Source organism: Flavobacterium urocaniciphilum (assembly GCF_900110615.1).
Lineage (GTDB): Bacteria > Bacteroidota > Bacteroidia > Flavobacteriales > Flavobacteriaceae > Flavobacterium > Flavobacterium urocaniciphilum.
In genome coordinates this window covers 428,389-447,485 of the sequence record NZ_FOEI01000002.1, presented here as the reverse complement: position 1 = coordinate 447,485, position 19,097 = coordinate 428,389, and the positions used below count along the sequence as shown (strand labels likewise).

Below are 19,097 nucleotides of genomic sequence, written 5' to 3'. Positions count from 1 at the left end.
TCATTAGGTTTGGCAAAACTTTATTAAACCAATGGAAAACTTTACTTTTTCTGAAAAACTAAAACATCTTTTTTCAATCCCTGTTGTCATTGCAGCATTAGGTTATTTTGTAGACATTTATGATTTATTACTTTTCGGAATTGTTCGTGTTCCGAGTTTAAATTCATTAGGTGTTAACGTTGACGAAGCAGGCACAACCATTATCAATTGGCAAATGACTGGATTATTGTTAGGTGGAATTCTTTGGGGAATTTTAGGCGATAAAAAAGGACGTCTTTCGGTTTTATTTGGTTCAATATTAGTGTATTCATTAGCGAATATTGCATGCGGATTTTTACCACAATTTCCTCAAGAAAATATTGTTGGAATTTATGCTGCATTACGTTTCATTGCCGGAATAGGTTTAGCTGGCGAATTAGGTGCCGGAATTACTTTAGTATCCGAATCTTTACCAAAAAGTTTACGCGCTATTGGAACTTCAATAGTAGCTGGATTTGGATTATTAGGAGCTGTTGTTGCTCAATTAACGGTTCAAATGACTTCAGAATGGACAACTTCATATTTTATTGGCGGTGCTTTAGGTTTAGCTTTATTGGTATTAAGAGTAAGTGTATCCGAATCAGGAATTTATAAAGACATTGAACACGATACTTCTGTTGAAAAAGGTAATTTCTTCATGTTATTCAATTCAAAAGATCGATTTATAAAATATGTTAAATGTATTTTAATTGGTTTACCTACTTGGTATTGTATTGGTATTTTAGCTTTGATGGCGAATCAGTTTGCAGATGCTATGGGAATTGAAAACTTAGTTCCTGGTAAAGCCATCATGTGGGGTTATATTGGAATTTCTGCTGGTGATTTTGCGAGCGGATTTTTATCTCATTACTTAAAATCAAGAAAAAAAGCTATTTTTTACATGATCCTTTTCACTATTGTTGGTGTAGCATTATTATTATCTGGATTTGCAAAAACTGAGAATGCATATTACTTTTTCTGTGCGTGGTTCGGATTAGGAACAGGTTATTGGGCGATGTTTGTAACGGTTGGTGCAGAACAATTCGGAACCAATATTAGAAGTACAGCTGCAACTACCATTCCGAATATGGTACGAGGATTATTACCCGTAATGTTAATTGGTTTCGATTTTTTTAAACCAACTTCTGGCGTAATTAACAGCGCAATAATCGTTGGAATAATTGTGTTTCTATTGGCTATTTACGCGACTTTAACGATTGCAGAAACTCACGATATTGACTTAGATTATACAGAATAATTCAATAAAATTATTCATTCATTGTATTTTTGGCACGATTTTTTATTAAGATTTATAATATACGCAAATATCAATCTTAAAAACTTTATATTATGTCAAATTTCAACGTACAAAGAGACAGTTGGCTAGAAGTAGCCTTCGAAGATCGTAACAAAGCTTACGGCGCTTACAGATTAAGAAAAGAAAGCGATACAACAACTTTAAAAGCCTTATTTTTCGGAATTGGATTTGGAGCCATTTGTTTAGGATTATTTTCATTTACTACAGACGATGTTAAACCTATAAAACCTGACGCACCTAAATTACCTGATCCAACTGTTGTAGTCATTAAACAAATTAAAAACAAAATAGAGCCAGAAAAACCAAAAACAAAAGGAACACCAAATCCAATAAAAAACCTAACGCCGGATACAAATGTTCCTCCAAGAATAGTAGATCGTACTGTGGTTGAACCTGTAAAAGAGCCAGTAAACCCAACTCCAAGTACGCCATACAATCCAAATGGTGATCCAAATGGAAATCCTGGACCTGCTGGAACGCCAAACGGAACAGTTTCTACTCCATCTACACCAAGTAATACGGAAGGAACAGGAAATAGTATTTATAAAGGAGTGTTAGGTGTTGAAGCTAAATTTCCAGGTGGAATTGATAAGTTTAGAAATTTTGTCGCGGATAATTACAAGGTTCCTGCAAATTTCAACAAAGATTTCTTAACAATTAGCTTAGTGTTTACAATTGCTAAAGATGGTTCTATGACTGATATTAGAATGGTTAACAATGCAGATATAGCTTTTGAAAAAGAAGCGATTAGAGTTTTAAAAGCCATGAACAAAAAATGGTCTCCAGGAATGGTTGATGGTAAAGCTGTAAATAGCGAGCGTACTTTTTCAATTAAAATAGATTTAAGAGAAATCGAAGAAGAATAATATTACAACTACATCTTAATTACTAAAAACCACAAAGTACATTTTATTTTGTGGTTTTTTTATGAAATCACATCAAGAAAACATAGCGTTAGCAAAAAACAAATTAGTATAAAGGATGGATATGTTACCATAAAAAAATATAATCTAAACATATGAATTTATTGTTTTTGTGTTTTGTATATTTGCATCAGATTTATTTAGAATAAAATATGGCTACAGATAGTGTTTTTCCACCAACACCAAAACCAAAATGGTTACGAGTAAAATTACCCGTTGGACAAAAATATACAGAACTAAGAGGTTTAGTTGACAAATACAAATTAAACACCATTTGTGCTTCTGGTAGTTGCCCAAACATGGGTGAATGTTGGGGTGAAGGAACAGCAACATTTATGATTTTAGGAAATATTTGTACTCGTTCTTGTGGATTTTGTGGGGTGAAAACAGGTCGCCCTGAAAATGTTGATTGGGAAGAACCTGAAAAAGTAGCGCGTTCTATCAAAATCATGAATATCAAACATGCTGTAATTACTAGTGTAGATAGAGATGATTTAAAAGATATGGGAACTATTATTTGGGCAGAAACTGTAAAAGCTATCCGAAGAATGAATCCAAAAACTACTTTAGAAACTTTAATTCCTGATTTTCAAGGAAGCGAAAAACATTTAGACAAAATTATTGAAGTAGCTCCAGAAGTAGTTTCTCATAATATTGAAACGGTAAGAAGATTAACGCGTGAAGTTAGAATTCAAGCAAAATACGACAGAAGTTTAGCCGTTTTAAAATACTTAAAAGAACAAGGTTTAAACAGAACGAAATCGGGTATCATGTTAGGTTTAGGTGAAACAGAAGAAGAAGTAATCCAGACGTTACACGATCTTAAAGATGCTAAAGTTGATGTAGTAACAATTGGTCAATATTTACAACCAAGTAAAAAGCATTTACCAGTTAAAGAATTTATTACTCCTGAACAATTTGCTAAATATGAAAAAATTGGAAAAGAATTAGGTTTCATTCATGTTGAAAGCGGACCATTAGTTCGTTCTTCTTATCATGCAGAAAAACATATTCACTAATTTTGAAACATTAGTTAAATTAAATTCATCAATATCTCAATAATAAAATTTGAAAATACGTGTTGCAATAAATGGCTTTGGAAGAATTGGAAGAAACTTATTTCGTTTACTTCTAAATCACCCAAATATTGAAGTTATTGCTATAAATGATATTGCCGATATCAAAACCATGAGTCACTTAGTTAAATACGACAGTATTCATGGAGTATTGCAAGAGAATGTTTCAACAAATAAAGAAACATTACTTGTTGGTGACTTACAGTTTCAATTTTTCCATGAAAGTGATATTACTAAATTACCTTGGAAAGATTTAGATATTGATTTCGTAATTGAAGCGACTGGAAAATTCAAAACAATAGAATCGGCACAATTACATATTTCTGCAGGCGCAAAAAAAGTAATTTTATCTGCTCCACCAGAAGATGACAACATTAAAACAGTAGTATTAGGTGTAAACGAACACATTTTAGATGGTTCTGAAAAAATCATTTCAAATGCGAGTTGTACCACCAATAATGCGGCGCCAATGCTTAAAATAATTCAAGAATTATGCGGTATTGAGCAAGCTTATATTACTACGGTTCACTCCTACACTACTGATCAAAGTTTACACGATCAACCCCATAAAGATTTAAGACGTGCTAGAGGTGCTTCACAATCTATCATACCAACTACAACTGGTGCGGCAAAAGCTATTACTAAAATTTTCCCTGAATTAGATGGAAAAATTGGAGGTTGTGGTATTCGTGTTCCGGTTCCAGACGGATCTTTAACTGATATTACCTTCAATGTAAAAAGACAAGTTTCCATAGAAGAAATTAACGCAGCCTTCAAAAAAGCTTCGGAAAACGAACTAAAAAACATACTTTCATATACAGAAGACCCAATAGTTTCAGTTGATGTAATAAACAATCCGAATTCATGTGTTTTTGATGCACAATTGACTTCAGTAATTGATAAAATGGTCAAAATTGTAGGTTGGTACGACAACGAAATTGGCTATTCATCTCGTTTAATAGACTTAATAGTTTTTTTATCTAAAAAAAATTACTAATTTTAACACATTCTAACTATTAGCGATATGTAAATAAAAATGAAAAAAATACTCTTTTTACTTTCTTTTATTACATATTTCGCCTATTCTCAAAATCTGAAGAACAAAGCAGATAGCATAAATTATTATTTAGAACTTGCCAATTATAGCTTTGAAGAAAAACACAATTCAGAAGACGCTATAAATTATACCAATTTAGCCATAAAGTATTCTAAAGCTACAAACAACAAAGAAGCTTTATATGATTGTTTTTATTTTTTAGGAAACATAGAATTAGAAAATAAAAATTACGACCAAGCTATTTTATACTTTATCAAATGTTCTAATTATTATGAAATTAATAAAATAGTTACTTCTAAAGTTGCTAAAACCAACTATTCTTTAGGAGAACTGTATTTAGAAAAAAAGAATTTCAAAATTGCTAAACTTTACTTTGATAAATCGTATCAAATTTACAACCAATTAAATTTAGATGATGCATTACCTTTAATTGAACTACAAAAAGGTTTAACACAAAAGGCAACGAACAAATTAGATGATGCAATTACTACTTTCAAAAAAATTGTAAACGATGCTAATGATGTTGAAAACAGTAAAATTGAAGCATTGTATCAATTAAGCAATATTTATTATTCCAAAAAAGATTACGACAAAGCTTTTGAATATTCCAAAAGAGCTTATGATATGATTGAAAAAAGTTCTTTACGTATTTCTAAGAAAAAAATATTGACGAATTTAATTGCTATCAGTGAAAAAAATGGCGATTTTGAATCTTCTAGCTTCTATTTAAAAAAATATTTAAATCTTGAAAAAAATAAAAATTCAAATAATTTCGAAACTGATTTATTAGTAAATAAAAAAACTCATGATAATCAATTAGAAGTTGTTGAGCGTTTAGAAAAGGAAAAAAACAATCAATTAAAATCGATACGTTTTTCACGATTAATAAGTATTATGAGTATCGTATTAATTGCGATTCTATCTTTATTGAGTTTTTCTTTATACAAAAACAATAAAATTAGAAACAATACGTACAAGATTTTACAAGAAAAAAACAAAGAACTTATCGAACAAAAAGAAAAAGCAGAAAGAGCTTCTAAAGCAAGAGCTGAATTTATGTCAACGGTAAGTCACGAACTTAGAACTCCATTAAACGCTATTAATGGAATTACCTATTTATTACTACAAGAAAAACCAAAAGTTAGTCAGTTAAACTACTTAAAATCGTTAGAATTTTCAGGTAATTATTTACTTAATTTTATTAATGATATCTTAGAAATTAACCGTTTAGAATCAACTAATATTCATGTAGAAAAAATTGAATTTAATCTTATTGAATTGATCAATAACATCAAACAATCCTTTAATGAATTTATCGTTAAAAATGAGGTTAATTTCAAATTAGAAATGAACACCAATGGCAACGAATATTTTTTAGGCGACCCAACAAAATTATCTCAAGTTTTAATTAACTTAATTAATAACGCTATTAAGTTTACGAAAAATGGTGATGTAACCTTAAAAATTGAAGTTGTAAATGAATCAAAAAACAACATCACTTTAAATTTCATTGTTCAAGATAACGGAATTGGAATTCCAGCCGATAAAATATCTAATATTTTCGATAGTTTTTCTCAAGGATCGGTTGAAATCAACAGAACATATGGAGGAACTGGTTTAGGGTTAGCCATTGTAAAGAAAATTATGGAGCTTTTAAACACAGAAATTCATTTAGAAAGTGAAGTAAATAAAGGAACTAAATTCAATTTCAATTTAGAATTTGAAAAAGCTAAAAAAATCAATTCTCCTAATCGTATTATTGAAAATAGCGATTCTTTTGACAACCTAAAAGATAAATATGTTTTATTAGTTGAAGACAACAAAATCAACCAAATGATAACTAAAAAAATGGTTGAAAACAAAGGAATGATTTGTACTGTTATTGATAATGGTGAAGATGCAATTTTAGCTGTTAAAAATAATAAGTTTGACTTAGTTTTAATGGATGTTCATTTACCTGGAATTAACGGTACTATTGCAACAGAAAAAATACGAGAATTCAACCAAGAAATTCCAGTAATTGCTTTAACTGCGATTTCATTAAACGAGAATAGAGAAATGTTACTTTCTTTCGGAATGAACGAAGTAATTACTAAACCTTTCAATCCTGAACATTTCTACAAAACGATAAACGCTTACGTTAAATAATTTTTAACCCAATTGTTTATGGTTTCATTAAATAAATCAGCTTCTTTTATGAATTTTGATTGAATAGGCAGGTAATAAAGTTTGACATCATTTACTTTCCCTTTTAATCTTACATAATCTTTTTCAGTCGTAATTAAATTCAAATTCTGAGTCAGTTCTTTTAATTCCGACAATTCATTTTCTGAAAAATTATGATGATCAGGATAAATTTTCACAATATCTTTTTCCGATTGTAAATGATCAACAAAATATTCAGGTTTGGCAATTCCAGCTACAATTAGTTTTTCATTTTGCTTACATTCTGCAACTTTTACAACCTCTGTTTGACTATATACATTTTCATCATACTCAATTGATGTAAAAAACACTGGTCCATCAAAACTTAATTTCTTCTTCACAAGATCTTGTTCTTGAATAGAAATTGAAGGTGGACATTTAGTTACAATTACCAAATCTGCCCGTTTTTTTCCAATTGCGCTTTCTCTCAAATTTCCGAAAGGCAAAATATAATCATCTGAAAATAAATCATCATAAGCCGTTAGCAATACATAAAAACCAGCTTTTACTTTTCTATGTTGAAAGGCATCGTCTAATAAAATAATATCTGGTTTTGAATTTGAAATAAGCGTTTCAATTCCGATTTGTCTATTTTCACAAACTGCAACCGTAACATCTGGAAATTTAGAAAAAATTTGATACGATTCATCTCCCAATTCAGCAGCAGAAATTGCTGAATCCGCCAACACAAAACCTTTTGTACTTCTTTTATAACCACGACTCAAAACAGCGACTTTATAATTAGCTTTTAATAATCGGATAAGATATTCGGTATGTGGCGTTTTTCCAGTACCGCCTACACTCAAATTTCCAATAGCAATAACAGGCAAATTGTAACTTTTGCTTTTAAAGAAATTTATATCGTACAACCAATTTCTAATGAAAGTCACCAACCAATATATAAATCCGACAGGAAAAAGTATTTTTCTTAATAAATTCATACTACGAAAATAAGTTTTTTTATCTTTGAAATAATAAAATTTTACAAAACTCATGCAATTATCAGAAATCACAAAATATTTGGAAGAATTAGCACCATTAGCTTATGCCGAAGATTTTGACAATGTTGGATTATTAGTCGGGCATTCAAATGACATAACAGGAATTTTAGTTTGTCATGATGCTTTGGAAGAAGTTATTGATGAAGCTATTGATAAAAAATGTAATCTGATCGTTTGCTTCCACCCAATTCTTTTTTCAGGATTGAAGAAAATTACGGGTAAAAATTATGTTGAACGTGCGGTTTTAAAAGCTATTAAGAACGACATAGCCATTTACGCCATTCATACTGCTTTGGATAATCATCAAAAAGGAGTTAATAAAATATTTTCGGACGCATTAAAATTAAGAAACACCAAAATATTGATTCCTAAACAAAATTTTATTCAAAAGTTAATTACCTATACACAGCCTGATAATGCAGAAAAATTAAGAAATGCATTGTTTGAAGCTGGCGCTGGAAACATTGGAAATTATGAAGATTGTAGTTTTAACAGTTCAGGAATTGGAACCTATATGGGTAATGAAAACAGCAACCCTGAATATGGAGACCGATTTGAATTTGTAGAATCTCAAGAAATTAAAATTGAAGTCATATTTGAGAAACATCTTCAAAAGAATATTTTAAAAGCACTTTTCACGCATCATGTTTATGAAGAAGTAGCTTATGAAGTTTACAACATTGAAAATGCCCATCAAAATATCGGTTTAGGCATGATCGGTGAATTAGATCAACCGATGAAAGAACATGATTTTCTAAACTATGTAAAGGAAAAAATGGAATGTGGTGGCATTAGACACAGTGCCTTTTTGAATAAAGAAATAAAAAAAGTTGCTGTTTTAGGCGGAAGTGGAAGTTTTGCAATAAAAAATGCAATTTCAGCTGGTGCGGATGCTTTTTTGACTGCCGATTTAAAATATCATCAATTTTATGAAGCCGAAAACAAGCTACTTTTGGCAGATATTGGACATTTTGAAAGTGAAAGATATACAAAAAATTATATTGTTGATTATCTTAAAGAAAAAATCACTAATTTTGCAATCATTTTATCAGAAGTAAATACAAATCCGGTTAAATATTTTTAACAATATGGCAAATACAAAAGAACTAAGCGTAGAAGAAAAGTTAAGAGCAATTTATGCTTTACAGTTAATCGATTCTAAAATTGATGAAATTAGAAATGTAAGAGGTGAATTACCTTTAGAAGTGGAAGATTTAGAAGATGAAGTAGCTGGATTAACAAAGCGTTTAGAAAAATTAAACGAAGATTTAGGTTCAATTGACCACCAAATCAAGGAAAAAAAGAATAATATTGATGATTTTAAAACATCAATTAAGAAATATTCTGAACAACAAAAAAATGTTCGTAACAACAGAGAATTCAATTCTTTATCTAAAGAAATCGAGTTTCAAGAACTTGAAATTCAATTAGCTGAAAAGCACATTAAAGAAATGAAAGCTTCTTACGAAAACAAAAAAGAAGTTGTTGCTCAAACTAAAGAAAAATTAGACAGCAAACAAAATCACTTAAAACATAAAAAAGCTGAATTAAGTGATATTATGGCTGAAACAGAAAAAGACGAAAATTTCTTATCTGAAAAATCTAAAGAGTACAGAGAAAAAATCGAGGAGCGTTTATTAAATGCTTATGATAGAATAAGAGGAAGCGTTAGAAACGGTTTAGCTGTTGTTTCTATTGAACGTGGTGCTTCTGCTGGTTCTTTCTTTACAATTCCACCACAAACTCAAATGGAAATTGCTGGTAGAAAGAAAATCTTAACAGACGAACACAGTGGACGTATTTTAGTTGACAGTGTTTTAGCTGATGAGGAAAGAGAAAAAATGGAAAAGCTTTTCGCTAAAATGTAATAAAAATTAAATCCCGATTTTCATCGGGATTTTTTTTGCTTTAATACTAGAAATAAAAAAAGATTGTTTCACAAGCTCGCTTTAACTACCTTTGCCAAATGCAAGAACAATTAGTACGTATTAATAAATATTTATCCGAATCTGGGTTTTGTTCTCGTAGAGAAGCCGATAGATTATTAGAAGAAGGCAGAATTACGATTAACGGAAAAACCCCTGAATTAGGAACAAAAGTTGCGCCTGGTGATGAAGTTCGTGTAAACGGTGAACTTGTTACTAATGCCAATAAAAAACACATCTATTTATCTTTCCATAAACCTGCCGGAATTGAGTGTACTACCAATACAAGTATAAAAGATAACATAGTTGATTATATCAATTATCCTGAGCGCATTTTCCCAATTGGAAGATTAGATAAAGCCAGTGAAGGTTTAATATTTATGACTAGCGATGGAGATATTGTAAACAAAATTTTACGCGCTAGAAACAATCACGAAAAAGAATACATCGTTACAGTGAACAAACCAATTACGGATACTTTCATTAAGCAAATGAGTAATGGTTTACCAATTTTAGATACAGTAACTAAAAAATGTAAAGTAGAAAAAGTTAGTCAGTTTGTGTTTAAAATTGTTTTAACACAAGGTTTAAATAGACAAATTCGAAGAATGTGTGAATATTTAGATTATGAAGTAACAACTTTAAAAAGAATCCGTATCATTAATATCACATTAGATTTACCTGTTGGAAAATATCGTGAATTAACTGAAAAAGAAATCACCGAATTGAATTCTCTTATTGAACCATCAAGTAAAACGGAAGAAGCGAGTATATTACGTGAAAAGAAAACCAATTATGGAAGTAGAAATTACGATAAAAGAAATCGATAATTACAATTTTCAAAACTTTTATAAAATCAAAAAAGCCGTATTTTTCAATACGGCTTTTCTTTTAATAAAAAATACAATTATAAAATAACCTTTTTAGTTACTTTCCCTTTTTCAGTTTGAATTTCAACTAAAACCATCTGATTATTAACTGTTAATTCATTTAAAACTACATTTGAAGTATTCATTCCATTTTTAGAAATTAATGTTCTTCCTTGTAAATCATAAACTGTAATAGTATTCATTGATAAATTTCCAGTTGAAATAGTAATCTGATTATCTTTTACAAAAACAATAGCATTTAAATCGGAAACAATATTTTCAGAACTTAATGCATTTGGTTCAATTACAAAATCATCAATATGAAAATCGACATCTGTTGTTGTATTAGAAGCAGTAGCTACAAATGCAATTTTTACTACTCCGCTATAACCATTAAGCGGTACAATTTCATCTACACCTGTATTTGAAAAACTTCCAGGTCCAGTATATAAATTAATTAAATTTGAATCAGACCATGTAGTTCCACCATCTGTAGAAATAATAACACTAATACTATGTGAACCTAATGTAGTTTGAGCAGCAGTTCCATTATAAGAAGTTACTGCGTATTTATATCTTAATTGGTAATCTCCAGGATTTGAACCTAAATCGATAGCATTAGAAATTAACCATTCTTTTTTATTATTAAATAAATTAATTGAAGCACCTTTATTTGCAGCACTAATATTTGCAAATCCATTTGTTTTTAAACGCCATTGACTATCTGTATACGTTAAAATAGAGTTTGGAGCGATTACACCAGTTGCTTCAGACCAACAAATTGGACTTGGAGCTGTACCAGTAAATGTTTCAAAATTTTGTAATGCTGTTGGTGCAATTTCTGAAGCACAGTTTGTAATAAAACTAGTTCCCGAAACCCAAACACTTGTATCACCACTTCCACAATTAGCCCTTACCCACCAATAATATGTTGTTGCTGGATTTAAACCTGTTGCAATATAACCAGAAGTAACATTTGAAGCCGAAGGTGTTGTAGAACCCGTTGGAGCAGTATTTGAAGTACTCCAATATACATCATAATTATTTGAAGGATTACTTGTTGAAGCAGTCCAATTTAATGTTGCATCATTCGTATTTAAATTACTTGCATTTAAACTAGTTGGACCTAAACATGTTGGTGGATTCCAAGTATATGTTAATCCGTTTGCAGGACCTACAGTTGCAGACCAAGTCATAGTACTTGCATTACTTCCTCCATTAGCACTTGCCGACCAATCTGTAGTTGTTGTTCTGTTTGAATAATTATTATTAGTATTTGAAACTAAACCTACTTGACCAGTAAAAGAACTTACTTTAGCAGAAGCTCCATATACGATTTCAATTTTATTTGTTCCTTCATAAAGTTTGATTTGAGCTGATAAAGTATTACCTGTTGCAGACCAATCAATAAAATAATTAGGATATTCGATAGTTAAAACTCTATTTGGCGCTGAACCTGTTAATTCATAAACTACTGCTCCATTCGTTTTACCATCTCTTGCAAAAAAAGCAATCGCTGGACCTTGACCAATTGAACTAATTGGAGTATATGCAGTTGTACTTCCTGTTACACCTAATCTAATATATCCATTTGATGTAGCAGAAAATTGAGTAAATGATGTTCCGTCTAAAATAAAATTGAATCCAATATTTGTTAAAGGAGAAACGGCAGAATCTACATTTCCATTAATAACTGTTATTGGTGTTGTTACAGGTGTATAAGTTCCTGCAGTTTGAGTAAATGTATAGTTACTTAATTGTCCGTAAAAGACAGTACTAAACATCATCAATAAAAGTAAAGTAATTTTTTTCATGATATAATTTTTATTCATTTAATTAATTATGGCGCAAATGAATAAAAACTAATTCTAAAAAATAAGAAATCGACTACTACAAAAGAACTACAATTTTCGTAACGCTTTAAATACCAGCGAAAAACAAAAAAAAGAGACCAATTAAACCTTGATTTCTATAGCTTTATATTTTTTGAAATGATTTTATTTGAAAACATACTCCATTACATAATCATCCATTACATAATTATTCCCAATATCAATTACCTCATCTTTTACAATTATAAATCCGATTTTTTCATAAAAGAATTTTGCTTTATTATATTTATTTACATTTAAAAAAATTCCTTTTTGATTGTTGTTTTTAGCTCCACTAATGATTTGATCTATCATAAATTTTCCAAATCCTTTTCCTTGAGTTCCTGGCAACAAATAAATTTTATGAATTTTTAATTTATCTGATTGGTTACAATTGAATTCATAAGCCACAAAACCTAATATTTGACTTTCTTCAAATAACAATTCGAAAATCTGACCATTATTCATTTGACTTTCTAAATTATCAATAGAATAAAATTTTTCTAACATATAGTTTAATTGCTCTTCAGATAAAATCTCTTTATAAGTATCTGGCCAAATTTCATATGCCAAATCTTTTATTATTGACAATTCATCTTTTTCAATTTTCCTTAATTGTAACATTTTTATGTTTCATTATAATTTAAATCAAAAGTAAAAAAAATGGACTAACCAAAAGGCTAGTCCATCTTAAATTATAATACTTTGAAATTATTTTTTAACAATTTTAATTTCAGTTTGCTTATTATCTTCAGATTTTAATTTTACAATATACATTGCAGAAGATAATTCTCTTAAATTAATTTCTACCATATCTGTGTTTGGCTGAAGTGATTTCACCATTCTTCCTGATAAATCAAAAATTTGAATATCTGTAATATTTCTATTATACTTGATATTAAACATTTCTTGAACAGGGTTTGGATAGTAATTCAATTCATTTAAATCGAAACTTTCAGTTCCTAAAACTACTGTTACCGTTACTGCTAAAACAGTACTTCTACAAGAACCAATATTTGTAACACCATAATAAATGTCGCCATTATTCAATACTGTTCCAGCCGGTAATGGATTAATATTTGCAGCAGCATCAGAAGCAGACGCGTACCAAGTAACAGTACCATTTGAAGTAACAACGATATCTTCAATAGTTACATCAGTAGCAATACCACCATTAATAACTTGTGTAGAAGAACCTGAAATTGTTGCAACAGTAATCGTTAAGTTTAACGTTTCTGTATGACAACCTGATACATTAGTATACGTTCCTGATGAAGTATATGTTGCTCCATTAACTGACCATGTATACGAATCACAAGCTGAAATAGTTGTAGCATTTGAAGTACTTGGAGTAATTGTTAAGTTTAACGTTTCTGTATGACATCCAACTACATTAGTATACGTTCCTGATGAAGTATAAGTTGCACCGTTTACTGACCAAGTATATGAATCACAAGCCGTAGCAGTTGTAGAATTTGAAGTACTTGGAGTAATTGTTAAGTTTAACGTTTCTGTATGACATCCAACTACATTAGTATACGTTCCTGATGAAGTATAAGTTGCACCGTTTACTGACCAAGTATATGAATCACAAGCCGAAGCAGTTGTAGCATTTGAAGTACTTGGAGTAATCGTTAAGTTTAACGTTTCTGTATGACAACCAACCACATTAGTATACGTTCCTGATGAAGTATAAGTTGCACCGTTTACTGACCAAGTATATGAATCACAAGCCGAAGCAGTTGTAGCATTTGAAGTACTAGGAGTAATCGTTAAGTTTAACGTTTCTGTATGACATCCAACTACATTAGTATACGTTCCTGATGAAGTATAAGTTGCACCATTTACTGACCAAGTATATGAATCACAAGCCGAAGCCGTTGTTGAATTTGAAGTACTTGGAGTAATCGTTAAGTTTAACGTTTCTGTATGACAACCAACCACATTAGTATACGTTCCTGATGAAGTATAATTTGCACCGTTTACTGACCAAGTATATGAATCACAAGCCGAAGCCGTTGTAGAATTTGAAGTACTTGGAGTAATCGTTAAGTTTAACGTTTCAGTATGACAACCAACTACATTAGTATACGTTCCAGATGTAGTATAAGTTGCACCATTTACTGACCAAGTATATGAATCACAAGCCGAAGCAGTTGTTGAATTTGAAGTACTTGGAGTAATTGTTAAGTTTAACGTTTCTGTATGACATCCAACTACATTAGTATACGTTCCAGATGAAGTATAAGTTGCACCGTTTACTGACCAAGTATACGAATCACATGCCGAAGCAGTTGTTGAGTTTGAAGTGTTTGGCACTAATGAAACTACAGATGTATTAGATTTCGTACATCCTCCTAAAGTTGCAGTTGCCGTATAAGTTATACCTGCAGTAGGTTTTGTATAAACCATATTTGTTGCAGTTCCTGTATAAGCAATTGTAGCAGCTGCATCAGTATATAAATCTGTAATTGGTGACCATGTTACTGGCGCATTTACATAATAACCAAATGTTACGTCATTTCTAGAACTGTAAGTATAGTTTGCTGCACCAACAAAAGCATCAATTACTGCAGCAGTTTGAGTGTCATTTCTATAGAAAATTGTACTTACAAAAGCAGTTGGGCTATATTTTGCAGTGTTATAATTAGAACCAGCACCAGTATTATTATTACTGTAGTTCATTTCGATAACTAAATTACTTGTTCCATCCCAAGTAAATGGAACGTCAAAAGTAAATGTATTTAAACCAACAACAGGAGTATAACTTCCTGCAGCTTTAACTGTAGTTAAACCCGTTTCCCATGCAGTTGTAGAAGCAAAACTACCAGTAGTAGTATTTTTCATTTTAACCACTAAATTTGACAATGCAACTGTAGTATTTGCATTAACTAATTCTAATTTAATGGAATTAATTTGAGTACCAGAAACTAAACCTAAAGCCGATAATTCTGCAGCAGTATAAATCCACTGTTGCTTATTTCCTCCATAATAATTCTGTAGAGGATTTGGACCTAAAGTAGATCCTGTTGTATTTCCTACTGAAGTACTTGCTCCAGTTCCAGAAAGTGAAGTAATAATATATTTACCACCTGTAGCAGTTAATTGTTGAATACTACCTGTACAAATTGGAGCATTAGCTGGTGTAACAGTAACTGCTGTAGGAGCAGGATTTACTGTAACAACGATAGAACCTGTTGTAACACAACCACCAATCAAATCAGTTGCAGTAACTGTATATGTAGTAGTAGTTGTAGGATTTGCAGTAACACTTGAACCAGTAGTTGCGCTTAAACCTGTAGCTGGTGACCAAACATAACTATGATTTGGATCATTAGCACTTGAAACCGATAAAACTGTTGAATCTCCATTACAAATTGAAACATTTGGTGAAGTTGTAATAGATTGAGCTCCACTACAAATTAAAGTAATTGAAACGTTATCTAAACCAATATCAAAAGATCCATTATCTCCAGTTGCTCTGAATCTAATTACACATGTAGCTGAATTAGTAGCTAAATTAGCTTTAACATTTGTCCAAGTAGTAACAGCAGTTGTTGGCGCTGCTAATGCTGGAGTTGTTGCCAAAGGATTGAATGTTGCACCTCCATCTGTTGATAAAAACAATTCTAATTGATCAATTCCTGTATTTGGAGTAATGTAGTAAAATGATAATTCTTTAGTACCTGCAGGTGATAAATTAACATATAAATCTAATGATCCTTTGTCTCCCGCTGGAGAAACATTATATGAATGAAATCTTGCAGATCTAGCGCCATTTTGTGAAATTGGTGTATAAGCTCCATTTACTGATAACCAACCACTTAAAGTTGTAGTCGTATTATCGGCTCTCCATGAAGCATCAGCATCAACACCTTTAATCATTCTCCATGAATTATTAGGTACATCTTCACCTAATGGTGCTGTTACACATGATGTTATCCATGTAGATTCGAAACTTTCAGTTAAAGGAATTGTAGCAAAAGTTGCCATATTAATATTTACTTGCACTGGAGTTGAAGTCATAGATAAACCAGAAGCAGAACATGAAACAACACATCTATACCATGTTGAAAAAATTGGAGAAGCAGTATATGATGATAAATTTGCACTTCCAATTGGAGAATATGAAATATTATCCATAGAAGATTCCCATTGATAACTTATACCCAATGTTGTATAATTAACATCTAAAGATAAAATTGTTGAATTTCCTACACAGAAATTATTGTTAGAAGTTAATGTATTTGCTAAAGCAGGTGTTCCCGAACAAACTGGAGTAGTAGAAACTCCTTCAAATTCATCAGCACCCATATCTGGAGCTAAACCAGTACCAACATATCCAACATTCCCTTGGCGAATATCATTATCAAAATCTGTAGTTACTGATCCAATTGCCATTCCTCCACTTTCAATTCCAGTTGGAGTTACAGTATTGATATGTAAATACGTTGAATTTGATCCAGTTGTTGATACAAATGTTGGATTTTCAGAAATTGATGATGATTCTCTAGGAGTAACTCTAGCTTTAAAAGCAGCTAATGTTTGATCGCTATTTGTACCATCATTAAATATTAAATTTGTTGCACTAGGTGTACCAGCATAAAATAAATTATTATTAGAAGCTGTTGAATAAGCTGTTAAAACTGTTGTAGATCTTCTATAAGCTGTTGTTAAACCTGTACCATTTGCAACTGAAGCATTTAAAAATATATTATTTTTTAAATCTAAATTTGTTGTTGCAGACGCATTTAATGCACTAGAACCAAAATTTGTTCCTGTACTTGTTGCATTAATATTAACAGTATTATGATAAACATTTGCGTTAGTAGAAGAAACATCAATACCTCTTATAGCATTTACAACATTTGCAGCTGGAGCAAATAAATCTCCAATTAAATTATTATAAATTGAACTTGTAGTAACTACTGAAGAATTTATACCAATAATTGTTGCACCAGTACTTGTTGATGATAAATTATAAACTTTATTATTATACATAGAGCTTGTTGTACCACCTGTTTGAGAAAGACCAGTTATTGTACCAACTGTACCACCAGTTGTTCCTGTACTATTTAAATTATAAATTGTATTACCAAAAATTGATGTAACACCAACACCATAAGAAATACCAGTAAAGGTTCCACCTCCTGCACCACCAGCAGTAGTTGAAAAATTATAAACCTGATTATTGCTACAAGAATGTGTTCCAGCAGTTGTATTCACTCTAACTCCTTGAATTATTCCGGTAGTTGGTGTAGAAAGATTTCTAACAATATTGCTATAGATGTTTGTTAAAGTAGCAGAAGAAAGATCATATATACCATCTATATTACCTGTTGATGTAGCTAATGAATAACTAATATTTTCTACTAAATTTCCTGTACAAGTCCACATTCCAGTAGGAGTTGTTGCTTTTACTCCTCTTATATTTCCACTTGCTCCAGCTCTTACAATATTGCTAACTATATTATTCGAAGTACTTAAAGTTCCACCTGGAGAACCTCCTTCAATCATCACCCAACTTCCTGTTCCATATAAATTTACACCAGAAATTTGAGAAACAGAATTTGAATTCACATTAACAACTGAAGCAGATCCTGAATTAATAATTCCATTAATTGTATTACCTGCAGCTGCAACATTAGGGTATCCTAATAAAACCGTATTATTATTAATATTAACTGTATTTGATGCTGCAGTAGATCCGATACCATTATTAATTCCATCCAATTGTGAAGTAGTAGCACCACTTTGAATTGAAACAGTATTATTATTGATATTTATGGAAGCAGAAGTACCTCCTGAAGTGACAATCCCTCTTAAAGTTGAAACGTGATTAACACCACTACCATTATTATTATTAATATTATTATAAGAAATATTTGCTCCCCATTGATCCACAATTCTAATTCCTGCTGAAGGGTTAGCTGCAGCTGCAGCTCCACCAAAATTTAATATTGTATTACCTGTAGCTAAAGAAGCACCTCCAACATCGTTGTTAGTATCTGCTAATGTAAAAGGGGAAACTGCTGTAAAACCTCTTAAAACAATACCATAGTTTCCACCATTAATAGTATTTCCATAAAATTTATTATTTGAACTTGCACCTGAAGCCGCTGTAACTGTTAATGCTGTTGTAGACGCAATTGCTGTAGAGTTCATTAAGGCAATACCAACTGACCCTTCAACCATTGGAGCGGTAGCATTAGCATTATTTACACGTTGCATGTTAAAGATACAATTTTGGATTGTATTATTTTGGCAACCATCAGTAGCAGATAATTTAAACATACCTAATCCTACTTCCATTGAAGCAGGATTTGTTGTATTAGAATCCGTAAAAGTTATAGCATTTAAGGTAACATAATCTGCTCCAACTAATTTAAAAATACCATCTGGAACTGTAGATGCAGGAGTAGCAGTACCAATTCCAGCATTTAAAATTGTTGTAGCACCAGTACCGGTAATAGTAACTGTGTTTGTTGCACTTAAAACAGCATTTAAAGATGCACTTCCAAGTATAAGACCTGTTGGCGGAGCTGTTTCATTCCCTGCCGCTAAAGTTAACGTTACAGGACCAGACATTGCTGTAACAGCATTTAAATCTGTTAAAGCATTAGCAAGTGATGTGTAACTTGCTGCTAAGTTTGGTGTTGTATTTGTATTATTTGTAACCGTTACACCAATTTGCGAATAACTTGAATTAACAAACAAACAAAACAACATTAAAAAAAACAAATACACCTTATTGGTATACTTCGTTTTTTCAAAGTTAAAGTAAAGTTTTTTCATTGATAATTTGGTTTTTGTTAATATTTCTAAAAAAGTAGA

Annotated in this window: 12 protein-coding genes; 8 read left to right on the top strand and 4 right to left on the bottom strand. The window is 31.0% G+C overall.

Annotation, left to right across the window (positions count from 1 at the left end):
• Window positions 1-31: 31 nt before the first annotated feature.
• The 5 genes from BMY86_RS06150 (at window position 32) to BMY86_RS06130 (ending at window position 6,540) form a co-directional block, all read left to right on the top strand.
• Entirely contained in the window at window positions 32-1,276 is a 1,245-nt protein-coding gene (locus BMY86_RS06150; protein ID WP_091466522.1) for an MFS transporter, read from the top strand.
• A gap of 92 nt (window positions 1,277-1,368) precedes the next feature.
• Entirely contained in the window at window positions 1,369-2,202 is an 834-nt protein-coding gene (locus tag BMY86_RS06145; RefSeq protein WP_091466518.1) for an energy transducer TonB, read from the top strand.
• A 209-nt stretch (window positions 2,203-2,411) separates the two neighbouring features.
• Window positions 2,412-3,278: a lipoyl synthase gene (gene lipA / locus BMY86_RS06140; RefSeq protein ID WP_091466516.1), complete on the top strand. Its 867-nt coding sequence runs from the start codon at window positions 2,412-2,414 to the stop codon at window positions 3,276-3,278.
• Window positions 3,279-3,327: 49 nt separating this feature from the next.
• The gene (gene gap, locus BMY86_RS06135; RefSeq protein ID WP_091466514.1) at window positions 3,328-4,332 is read left to right on the top strand and encodes a type I glyceraldehyde-3-phosphate dehydrogenase; all 1,005 of its coding nucleotides are present in this window, start codon (window positions 3,328-3,330) and stop codon (window positions 4,330-4,332) included.
• 39 nt (window positions 4,333-4,371) lie between these two features.
• Window positions 4,372-6,540 (top strand): ATP-binding protein, encoded by a 2,169-nt coding sequence (locus BMY86_RS06130; RefSeq protein WP_091466511.1) that lies wholly within the window; start codon window positions 4,372-4,374, stop codon window positions 6,538-6,540.
• Here BMY86_RS06130 and lpxK read toward each other — a convergent pair.
• Entirely contained in the window at window positions 6,528-7,538 is a 1,011-nt protein-coding gene (gene lpxK / locus BMY86_RS06125) for a tetraacyldisaccharide 4'-kinase (RefSeq protein WP_091466867.1), read from the bottom strand. The genes BMY86_RS06130 and lpxK overlap by 13 nt on opposite strands.
• 52 nt (window positions 7,539-7,590) lie before the next feature.
• Between lpxK and BMY86_RS06120 the strand changes: the two genes are divergently transcribed.
• From BMY86_RS06120 to rluF, 3 genes are all read left to right on the top strand, one after another.
• Entirely contained in the window at window positions 7,591-8,682 is a 1,092-nt protein-coding gene (locus BMY86_RS06120) for a Nif3-like dinuclear metal center hexameric protein (RefSeq protein ID WP_091466509.1), read from the top strand.
• 4 nt (window positions 8,683-8,686) lie between these two features.
• Entirely contained in the window at window positions 8,687-9,466 is a 780-nt protein-coding gene (locus BMY86_RS06115) for a zinc ribbon domain-containing protein (protein ID WP_091466506.1), read from the top strand.
• A gap of 98 nt (window positions 9,467-9,564) precedes the next feature.
• Window positions 9,565-10,353, top strand: a complete 789-nt coding sequence (gene rluF, locus BMY86_RS06110; RefSeq protein ID WP_091466504.1) for a 23S rRNA pseudouridine(2604) synthase RluF — start codon at window positions 9,565-9,567, stop codon at window positions 10,351-10,353.
• Window positions 10,354-10,430: 77 nt separating this feature from the next.
• Here rluF and BMY86_RS06105 read toward each other — a convergent pair whose 3' ends face one another.
• The 3 genes from BMY86_RS06105 to BMY86_RS06095 all read right to left on the bottom strand — a co-directional run bounded on the left by BMY86_RS06105 (window position 10,431) and on the right by BMY86_RS06095 (window position 19,058).
• Window positions 10,431-12,206, bottom strand: a complete 1,776-nt coding sequence (locus BMY86_RS06105; protein ID WP_177177137.1) for a fibronectin type III domain-containing protein — start codon at window positions 12,204-12,206, stop codon at window positions 10,431-10,433.
• Between the two features lie 183 nt (window positions 12,207-12,389).
• Window positions 12,390-12,887: a GNAT family N-acetyltransferase gene (locus BMY86_RS06100; protein ID WP_091466500.1), complete on the bottom strand. Its 498-nt coding sequence runs from the start codon at window positions 12,885-12,887 to the stop codon at window positions 12,390-12,392.
• Window positions 12,888-12,974: 87 nt separating this feature from the next.
• Complete coding sequence (locus BMY86_RS06095) at window positions 12,975-19,058, bottom strand: T9SS type A sorting domain-containing protein (protein ID WP_091466497.1); 6,084 nt, start codon at window positions 19,056-19,058, stop codon at window positions 12,975-12,977.
• Between the last annotated feature and the right edge of the window lie 39 nt (window positions 19,059-19,097).